This is a genomic window from Paenibacillus sp. J5, assembly GCF_054955055.1.
Map to the genome: position 1 here is coordinate 561,669 of NZ_JBUEDD010000003.1, position 10,453 is coordinate 572,121.

6 protein-coding genes and 1 rRNA gene are annotated in these 10,453 nt (G+C 55.2%); 6 read left to right on the plus strand and 1 reads right to left on the minus strand.

The annotated features are described in order from the left end of the window. Nucleotides 1-40: 40 nt before the first annotated feature. Nucleotides 41-259 (plus strand): hypothetical protein, encoded by a 219-nt coding sequence (locus ACY1JZ_RS07525; protein ID WP_270166156.1) that lies wholly within the window; start codon nt 41-43, stop codon nt 257-259. Nucleotides 260-539: 280 nt separating this feature from the next. On the opposite strand, the gene ACY1JZ_RS07530 is transcribed toward ACY1JZ_RS07525, so the two are convergent. After that, a complete protein-coding gene (locus tag ACY1JZ_RS07530) occupies nt 540-1,508 on the minus strand; it encodes a sugar phosphate isomerase/epimerase family protein (protein ID WP_270166154.1) in 969 nt (322 codons plus the stop codon). A 311-nt stretch (nt 1,509-1,819) separates the two neighbouring features. On the opposite strand from ACY1JZ_RS07530, the gene ACY1JZ_RS07535 reads away from it, so the two are divergent. The 5 genes from ACY1JZ_RS07535 to ACY1JZ_RS07555 form a co-directional block, all read left to right on the plus strand. Beyond that, nucleotides 1,820-4,345, plus strand: coding sequence for a U32 family peptidase (locus tag ACY1JZ_RS07535; protein ID WP_442954786.1), 2,526 nt, complete (start codon nt 1,820-1,822; stop codon nt 4,343-4,345). A gap of 216 nt (nt 4,346-4,561) precedes the next feature. Continuing rightward, entirely contained in the window at nt 4,562-5,275 is a 714-nt protein-coding gene (gene pcrB / locus ACY1JZ_RS07540; RefSeq protein ID WP_462628699.1) for a heptaprenylglyceryl phosphate synthase, read from the plus strand. Nucleotides 5,276-5,347: 72 nt separating this feature from the next. Then, nucleotides 5,348-7,729 (plus strand): DNA helicase PcrA, encoded by a 2,382-nt coding sequence (gene pcrA / locus ACY1JZ_RS07545; RefSeq protein ID WP_462628700.1) that lies wholly within the window; start codon nt 5,348-5,350, stop codon nt 7,727-7,729. A 257-nt stretch (nt 7,730-7,986) separates the two neighbouring features. After that, complete coding sequence (ligA, locus tag ACY1JZ_RS07550; protein WP_462628701.1) at nt 7,987-9,999, plus strand: NAD-dependent DNA ligase LigA; 2,013 nt, start codon at nt 7,987-7,989, stop codon at nt 9,997-9,999. 362 nt (nt 10,000-10,361) lie between these two features. Continuing rightward, nucleotides 10,362-10,453 (plus strand): 16S ribosomal RNA (locus ACY1JZ_RS07555); the annotation flags it as partial.

The window sequence follows — 10,453 nt, forward strand, 5'->3', positions numbered from 1 at the left end:
GATGTATAGCCTTGTATTGTGGAAAAAGGGGGCCCCTAGTATGTGGTTTTTGGCAGAAGATTCAGCGGCTGCAGCAGCATCGGGCGGCATTGAGCCGTTTGATATTATTATGCTGCTGTTCACAGTCATCATTTTCATCGGTTTTGTCCGTCTATTGATGGCACGCCCGAAGAAAAATGTATTCGCAATCGGCTTTACATTTGTTTCCCTGGTGCTGTTCCTGGTTGTTGATTTTATTATGATCACCCAGACCTGGTAAGACTGGTACCGAACGCACTTGCGCGAGGCGCGGCATAATATGAAGCGGCAGCGTTTGCAACCTTTGCCGTCCAAGGTGCGGAAGCATCCACTTCGCATAACAATATAAGCCCACTGATACGCACTAGCGCGCATCGGCGGGCTTATATTGTTATGGGCCTTTGCCGCAAACTATATGACTCTAGCACCTCTCACGGGTATGAGCGCAACCCGGGAGGCTGCCGCGGAATCGGTTCGCTGTAACACCACGACAGCTTGCTCTCAGAGGAGTGCTTATCCCCTTATACCCACCACATCTCGCCCAGCGGCTCGCGAATCAGTACCTGCTTCAGGTTCTGAACGGCCTTGCTGAAGCCTTCCTCAACGGACATCAGTCCGTCCTCATGCTCGATACTGACCACATAGTCGTAGCCTACGAGGCGCAGGGCGCTAATAATGTCTGCCCATGTCTTCAGATCATGTCCGAATCCGACGCTGCGGAACTGCCATGCCCGATCCATCATCATGGTGTAGGATTGCATATCGGTGACGCCGTGACGATTCACATTCACTTGGTCAATCATCGTATCCTTGGCATGGAAGTGATGGATCGCATTTTCTCTACCCAAGATTTTGATCGCTTCGACCGGATCGATGCCCTGCCACCACATATGACTTGGGTCAAGATTAGCTCCAATCACTTCACCCACGGCCTCGCGCAGACGCAGCAATGTAGCCGGGGTATGAACGGAGAAGCCTCCGTGCAGCTCCAGGCCAATCTTGACATGATTCGCCTCAGCCAGCTTGCCGATCTCCTGCCAGTATGGAATGACCTTTTCCTTCCATTGCCAATCGAGAATCTCTTGGAAGTCGTTGGGCCATGGTGCGACCGGCCAGTTCGGATATTTTGCGCCCTCATGGTCGCCCGGACAGCCGGAGAATGTATTGACAACCGGTACGCCGAGCTTACCAGCCAGTTCGATGGATTGGCGCAGCGTGCGGTCATGATCCTCGCTAATTTCCTTTTGCGGATGGAGCGGGTTCCCATGGCAGCTTAATGCGCTGATGATCAGTCCGCGAGATTCGACGGCATGCTTGAAGGCCGCCAGCTTGCTCTCGTCCGCGAGCAGCTCCGCAGGATTGCAATGTGCGTTGCCTGGATAGGCGCCAGTGCCGATCTCCACAGCGTCCAAGCCTTGTGCAGCGATATAATCGAGAGCTTCTTCAAACGATTTTTGCGCGAATAGTACAGCGAATACACCCAATTTCATAACGTAAAAAACCTCGCTTTCATAAGTGGTCTTTTCCAACCTCAATTATAGCATGGGGCTGATGCTGCTAGAAACCGTTTACGAGGGAAATAGCAAGATTACATATAAAGTGACCAAGAACCCTCCGAGCCTTTTAAAATAACGGTTGGATAAAATGTGGCCTGTCCGATGAGATACGGAAGATGTTTCTTCATTTCTTAGGTAGCTTCGGGCGATGCGCTTTGTTAAAATAGAAGTACTATGAATAAGCGGTGTCCCGGTTATGATTTGGCCGAGTGCGGGCGCTTGAGCTTGGAGGAACGATGGAATACATGGCAACATTGCGTAGGGAAGATATTGAGCTGTTGGCCCCCGCCGGGGATTGGGACTGTATGAGAGCTGCTGTTGCGGCTGGGGCGGACGCGGTCTTTTTTGGCGTGGAGAAGTTCAATGCACGGGCGCGGGCGAATAATTTTCGCACGGATGAGCTGGGGGAGATTATGGCCTTCCTGCACAGCTACGGGGTGAAGGGCTTCCTGACCTTTAACATATTGGTATTTGAGGATGAGCTGAAGGAAGCCAGAGCGCTGATCGAGGCGTGTATGGATGCCGGCGTGGATGCGGTGATCGTGCAGGATCTGGGACTGGTAAAAATGATTCGCGAGCTGTCCCCGGATTTCCCGATTCACGGGTCGACTCAGATGACGATTACATCGCCAGAGGCTGTCGAGTTCACGAAGCCCTGGGATCTGGAGCGGGTGGTGCTCGGACGCGAGAACAATCTGAAGCAGATCAAAATGATCGGTGAGCAAGCGAAGCTGCCGATGGAGGTGTTCGTGCACGGGGCGCTGTGTGTCAGCTACTCCGGGCAATGCCTGACCTCTGAGATGTGGGGCGGCCGCTCCGCCAATCGCGGCGAATGCGCGCAGGCTTGTCGCCTGCCGTATGATCTGATGGTGGATGGCGTTCAGCAGCCGATGGGTGACATCGCCTATCTGCTGTCTCCGAAGGACTTGGCGGCGGTCGAGCTGGTACCGGAGCTGATCGAGTCCGGGGTCACCTCATTTAAGATCGAGGGACGGCTGAAAAGCCCGGAGTACGTGGCTAATGTAGTGAGCAAATATCGGCGGGCGATTGACAAATATTTCGAGGGCGATCTCTCCGGCCCGACGAAGGAGGAGCTGCGCGAGCTGCAGCAGAGCTTCTCGCGCGGATTTACGCACGGCTTCCTCAAGGGCACCAACAATAAGCAATTGGTGGAGGGCACCTTCCCCAAAAGCCGCGGCGTCTATCTGGGACGTGTGGAGCGCATCCTGCGCGATGCTGTCGTCTGCCGCATCGAGGCGCCGCTCAAGCGTGGCGATGGCATCGTCTTCGACGCCGGCGACCCGACGAAGAAGGAGGAGGGCGGCCGCATCTATGATCTGCGCCGTCAGGGTGTGAAGCTGGAGGGCGAGGCGCAGGAGGGTGTCGTGCTGGAGATTGTGCCAGGACGCAATGATGTCGACTTGAAGCGTGTCCATGTAGGCGATCGGATATGGAAGACGAGTGATCCGGCGCTCGATAAGCGGTTGCGCCAAATCTACGAGACGGACAAGCCTTATCGCGTATTCCCGCTTCATGTGAAGGTGACAGGCGCGCTCGGACAGCCGCTGCGCACCTGGTGGACGGATGTGCAGAAGGGGACGACGGTTGAGGTTGTCTCGGAGCTGGAGCTTGAGCTGGCACAGAAGCGCCCGATGGATGAGGAGCTGCTGCGTGAGCAGCTTGGTCGGCTTGGCGGCACCATCTATCAACTGGAGCAACTGGATGTGGCGCTGAATGGCGATCTGATCGTGCCGATTCGCGAGTTGAATCGTCTGCGCCGCGAAGCCGTTGAGAAGCTGGAGGGCGAGCGGCCGAAGCCGCCCGTATATCGGCGCAATCCGGCGGATATGCAGGCCGACGTGCAGCTAGGCGGGCGGCGAGGCGCTGCGAGCGTCCAGCCTGCTGCGCTGACCGTGCTCTGCCGGACGCTGGAGCAGGTGGAGGCGGCCGTGCAGACGGGCGTGGAGCTGATCTATGCTGATTTTGAATTCATTAAGCAGTTCCCGGCGGCAATTGAGACGGCCCGTCAAGCGGGCAAACGAATCGCGCTGGCAACCCCGCGCATTCATATGCCGAACGAGAACGGCTATCACCGGAATATATTGAAGCTGCAGCCAGATGCGGTGCTGGTGCGCAACACCGGAGCGCTGTATTTCTACCTGAGGGCGCGTGCCCAGTGGCAAGAGGAAGGCGGGGAAGGCTTCTTCCCTGAACTGATCGGGGACTTCTCCCTTAATATTGCCAACCATAAGACAGCCGATCTGTTCTTGGAGGCGGGCTGCCAGAAGGTGACGCCTTCCTATGACCTCAATGTCCAGCAGATGGTAGACATGCTGGGAGCGTCGGATACATCGCGGATGGAGGTCGTGCTGCATCAGCATCTGCCGATGTTCCATACGGAGCATTGTGTCTATTGCACCTTCATGAGCGAGGGCACCGACTTTACGAATTGCGGCCGCCCATGTGAGGAGCATCGCGCATCCCTGCAGGATCGGATTGGCATGTCCCATCCGGTGCGGGTCGATGAAGGCTGTCGGAATACGGTATATAACGCAGTGGAGCAATCTGGTGCCGAGTATCTGAATCATTTCCGCGAGCTGGGAATCACCTCATTCCGTCTGGAGTTTCTGGAGGAGACAGGAGATAAGGTGCTGGAGGTTGTCAGCCTCTATCAGGAGGCGCTGCAAGGTAAAGTCAGCGGCACACAGGTCTGGCGGACGCTAAAGGCAACGAATCAGCTTGGCGTGACGCGGGGGCAGTTGGTGAAATAGCACAGGGTGAACATTGTGCAAGCTATCTTCATGTACGGGCAACCTGCCGGCTAGTCCGGACATCCTGTTGGAGCCGGTCGGCATGAGGATAGCTTTTTTTAAAGACGTTTTATATCGACGCGAAACAAAGCTTTGCCGGTCAGAGGGAACGACAACCATTTAGGCTTGCGTGTGGCAAGGCCGTTGAACAGGATTTTTACAATATCGGAGGACGTTATGAATCAACCTGAATTTGCGAGCTGGGAGCATGTGTTCAAGCTGGACCCGGACAAGGAGATTAGTGATGAAGCGCTGGAGGCGATCTGTATGTCGGGGACAGACGCGATTATAGTAGGGGGCTCGAGCGGGGTTACCTTTGAGAATACGGTTGAGCTGTTATCGCGCATTCGCCGCTATGAGGTGCCTTGTGCGCTGGAGGTGACGTCGGAGGAAGCGGCGGTTCCGGGGTTCGATCTGTATTTCATCCCGCTCGTGCTGAATAGTCGCGATCCCCAGTGGCTGGTTGGCCGCCAGACGGAGGCCGTTCGGCAGTTCGGTACCTATATTCCATGGGAGATTACGTATGGGGAAGGATACATCATATTGAATGGGGAAGCGGAGGCTGCCAAGGTGTCAGCGGCGGAGGCTGCCCTCGATGACAGCCAGACGCTGGCGTACACCCGGCTCGCAGACAGGCTGCTCCGACTCCCGATCGTCTATTTGGAGTATAGCGGGAAGCTCGGTGACCTGGCGCTCGTGAAGCGGGCTCGCGGGCTGCTCTCCCAGGGCAGGCTGTTCTACGGGGGCGGGATTGCATCTCCGGACACGGCTGCTGCGGCTGCGGCTGCTGCCGACACGGTTATCGTCGGCAATGCGGTCTATGCCGATCTGGCAGCAGCGTTAGCTACTGTGAATGCGGTCAAGCTGTCTAAAAGCAAGGTGGATGGCTGAATTGACAGCGGGAACAGCATAATTTAGACTGAAGAAGACATGCGAACAGAAATGGGAACAAAGGAGATCGCGATGTTTAATCATATGGATATCGACCAGGCGGTTCAGAAGCTGAATGATCGCCAGCGGGAAGCGGTTCAGCATACGGAAGGGCCGTTGTTAATTATGGCCGGTGCAGGCAGCGGCAAGACGCGCGTGCTCACACACCGGATTGCGTATCTGATTGAGAAGCGGCGTGTGGCTCCATGGAGCATCCTGGCGATTACATTTACCAATAAGGCTGCCAGGGAGATGCAGGATCGGGTCTCGACGCTGGTCGGGCCGATCGGACGGGACATTTGGGTATCAACCTTTCACTCGATGTGTGTCCGCATCTTGCGCAAGGACATTGACCGCATCGGATTCACCTCGAACTTTTCCATTCTCGACTCTACAGACCAATTGTCCGTCATTCGCAACTGTATGAAGGATCTGAATATCGATACGAAAAAATTTGAGCCCAAGGGCATTCAGGCTGTCATCAGCAGCGCGAAGAACGAGTTGTTAACCCCCGAGCGGTATGAGAGCAAGATTGGCGATTACTATCAGCAGATTGTGCATGATGTGTACAAGGCTTACCAGAAGCGGCTCAAGAGCAATAACTCCCTGGACTTTGATGACTTGATTATGTCAACGATCGAGCTGTTCAAGGAAGTGCCTGAGGTGCTGGAGTTCTATCAGAACAAGTTTCGCTATCTCCATGTGGATGAATATCAGGATACGAACCGTGCGCAGTATATGCTCTGCCGCATGCTGGCGGACAAGCACCATAATATTTGCGTCGTCGGCGATAGCGACCAGTCCATCTATGGTTGGCGGGGAGCGGATATTACGAATATCCTCAACTTCGAGGAAGATTACCCGAATGCCCGCTCGATCCTGCTGGAGCAGAACTATCGCTCAACCTCAAATATATTGAATGCGGCTAATGCCGTCATCGAGAACAATGCCGGACGCAAGGCCAAGAATCTGTGGACCGACCGCGGCGAGGGTGAACCGATTATCGTCTATCAGGCCGATTCGGAGCATGAGGAAGGGTACTACGTCACTTCGGAAATTCGCAAGCATCACCAGGCGGGCAGGAAGTATGCCGACCATGCGATTCTGTATCGGACGAATGCCCAGTCGCGGGTCATTGAGGAAATTTTGATTAAATCAGACATTCCATACCAGATTGTGGGCGGAATCAAGTTCTACGATCGTAAGGAAATTAAGGATATGCTCGCCTACTTGCGTCTGATCTCCAACCCTGACGATGATATTAGCCTGACCCGGATCATTAACGTGCCTAAGCGCGGGATCGGGGATACGACACTCGCCAAGATTGCAGCGGAGGCTGCGTCCAGAGGGGTATCCATGTTCACGGTGCTCGATCACCTCGAACGGCTGGATATAGCCGGCAAGACCAAGGCGGCGCTCACAGAGTTTCATACGATGATTCGCGAGCTGGCATCGATGGTCGATTATTTGTCTGTAACGGAGCTGACCGAGCAGATACTGGAGCGGAGTGAATATAAACTGGAGCTACAGAGGGAGAATACAATTGAATCCCGGTCGCGGCTGGAAAATATCGAGGAGTTCCTGTCCGTTACACAGGACTTCGAGAAGCGCAATGAGGACAAGTCGCTAGTCGCCTTCCTTACCGATCTGGCGCTCATTGCGGACATCGATTCGATGGACAAGGACGAGCAGGAGCAAGGGCAGCCTAGCGATGCCGTCATTCTCATGACGATGCACAGCGCCAAGGGCTTGGAATTCCCGATCGTGTTCATTATCGGGATGGAGGAGGGCGTCTTCCCGCATAGCCGTGCCTTCACCGATGACAAAGAGCTGGAGGAGGAGCGGCGGATTGCTTATGTTGGCATCACGCGCGCGGAGAAGCAGCTCTATCTAACCTGCGCGCGCATGCGGACGCTGTTCGGGCGGACGGCGGCCAATGCGCCGTCGCGCTTCCTGGAGGAGGTGCCGACCGAGCTGAAGTCGGCACGCGGCAGTGCCGGCGGCGCCGGCTTTGCGCCGCGCCGCAGCAGCTACGCCGCTGACCCGAATGCCGCAGGCTTCGGGTTCCGCGGCGCAAGCGGCGGGCCTGGCAGCATGGCGCCAGGCCCGGGTGGCCGCCCCGGCTTCGCGGGGGCGGCAGGGGCCGCCGGCGGCGGCGGGGCTGCGCGTGGCGCGGTGCGCGTCACGCCAGGGCTGCCCGGCGCCGGCCAGGCGGCCGGAGCGGGCGCGGCCGAAGCTGCGCAGGGGCCGCGTGATTTTGTGGCGGGCGACAAGGTAGCGCACGCCAAGTGGGGGACGGGAACGATCGTAGCCGTCAAGGGCAGCGGCAATGACATGGAGCTGCAGATTGCGTTCCCGGCCCCGGTCGGGCTGAAGCGGCTGCTTGCTGGCTTTGCGCCGATTACGAAGGTATGATTCGCAGCATATGGCGGAGGATAAGTATTTCGCCGTATGCTGTCGCTATATAAGTGCAGTCTTGTCACTAGGTCGTGTCTGAACACCCGTTCAAGGGCATCTCTCCCCGCCTTTTCGCCCCATGCTGCGTTGCTTGGAACGAAAATTCGGCCAGATCTGTTCCGTTCAGAGTTTTCAGACACGCCCTAGATTATTTCGTAGCTTGATTTTGTGTGTGCAACACCCAATATTATTTTACCTGAGAGGATGAAGCCCTCATGGAACAGGCGCTGCAGGCCCGGATGGAGCAACTGATTGCCGAGATTAATCGGCTGAATTATCACTACTACACACTGGATAATCCGATTGCCAGCGATAAGGAATATGATGCGCTGTATGATGAGCTGGTCGTGCTGGAGCGTGAGAGCGGCGTTGTTTTGCCAGATTCTCCGACATTAAGGGTAGGGGGAGAGCTGCTTGAGGGATTTGTCCCTCACCGTCATCTGTCCCGGCTGTGGAGTCTGGACAAGGCGCAAAATGCCGATGATCTGCTTGCCTGGAACCAGCGTGTGCTCAAGACCATAGCGGACTACAATGCCAAGCATCCCGACGAACTGCCGCTGCCTGACCCGTCTTACGTGGTGGAGTACAAGTTTGATGGATTAACGCTCAATCTCACCTATGAGGGCGGAAGGCTGGTTCAGGCCGCTACGCGCGGCAACGGCGTAATCGGTGAAGGCATTCTGGCGCAGGTCAAGACGATCCGGTCGGTGCCGCTCACGATACCGTTCAAGGAGGGCAAGGTGGAGATTCAGGGCGAAGGCATCATGAATCTGTCGGTGCTGGAAGCTTACAACACCACGGCGGCTGAGCCGCTCAAGAATGCCCGCAATGCTGCTGCCGGCGCTCTGCGCAACAAAAACCCGCAGACCACGGCAGAGCGCAAGCTGAATGCGTATTTTTACAATGTGGGCTATGCAGAAGGCATTACCTTCAACACGCATATGGAGATGGCTCAGTTCCTGCGTGATAATCAATTGAAGGTCAATCCTTATTCTGCGTATCTGTCTACTATAGATGAGGTGCTGTCAGAGGTTTCCAGGCTTGCGGAGGAGCGCAGCTCCCTCGATTATCTCATTGATGGGGCCGTGATTAAGCTTACGGACATGCGGACGAGGGAGGCGCTTGGTTACACAGACAAGTTCCCGCGTTGGGCGGTGGCTTTTAAATTTGAAGCTGAAGAGACGACGACCGTGCTGGAGTCGGTTAACTGGGAGGTTGGCCGTACAGGCAAAATAACCCCTGTTGCCCGTGTAGAAGCGGTTGAACTGGCTGGAGTGACGGTGCAGAACTGCACATTGAACAATATAGGAGATATAGAACGCAAGGGGCTCAAGCATGCGCTGGGTACTCGTGTGTTCATTCGGAGATCCAATGATGTTATTCCGGAGATATTAGGCCGGGCGGATGAAGAGGACGGGGAAGAAATTGTTTTCCCGACGGCTTGTCCCGCATGCGGGACATTGCTTGAGCAGCGCGGAGCCCATTTGTTCTGCAATAACAAGCTAGGCTGCAAGCCGCAGACGATCGGGCGTATTGCTCATTTTGCTTCGCGGGATGCGATGGACATCGAGACGTTCAGCGTCATGACGGCGGAGCAGCTCTATGCGGAGTGTGAGGTGCGTGATCCGGCGGATCTGTACGCGCTTGGCTACGACGATCTGATTAAGCTGGAGCGCTTCGGGGATAAGAAGGCCCGGAATCTGCTAGAGGCGCTGGAGAAGTCCAAATCACGAGACCTCGCAGCGTTCCTATACGCGCTGGGCATACCAAATACGGGCAAGGCGACGACCAAGATGCTGGCAGATCATTACAGATCGCTGGATGATATTATGGCTGCGGAAGAAGATGAGCTCGTTGGTCTGCCAGACGTGGGGGCGATAGTGGCTGAGAGTATTACGACATTCTTCCGCGATCCCGTCATTCAGGCGAGTATCGACCGGATGCGCGCACTGGGCGTGAAGGCGGAAGCAGAAGCGCGCGCAGAGGTGCGTAGCGATAGCCTATTTAGCGGTAAGACGGTGGTGCTCACGGGAACGATGTCTATCATGACCAGGGACGAGGCGGCCAAACGTCTCGAGGCTTTGGGAGCCAAGGTGTCAGGCAGCGTCTCAAAAAAAACAGACTATGTAATTGCGGGCGAGAAGGCGGGCAGCAAGCTGAAGAAGGCGGCTGAACTGGGGATTACCGTGATTGATAATGAAGAAGAGTTTATGAAGCTGCTTGAATGATACCATTCGAGCGAGGAGATAGTGGGAAGCCGTCGATGCCTATCGGCGGTTTCTCCGTCTTATAATATGGGTTAGCAGGTTTCGCGAAAAATATTATAAAAAAGCTTGCATTACTCATCTGGTCATGATATATTATTCATTGTCGCTTCTGACAAAGCTTAATGAAAGCAAACATTCAACATTTTTCTTCAAAAAAAGATGTTGACAAGCTAGTCTGAAAGTGATAAAGTTAATAGACGTTGCAGCAAGTTGATGAGGCTTGAAGCGACGGACAAGTTCTTTGAAAACTGAACAAATGGATCATGTCGATCTATTATTTGCAAGTCAGCAATTTAAATGAGCTACCAAGCTTATTCATAACTTTTATGGAGAGTTTGATCCTGGCTCAGGACGAACGCTGGCGGCGTGCCTAATACATGCAAGTCGAGCGGACTTGAAGAGAAGCTTGCTTCTT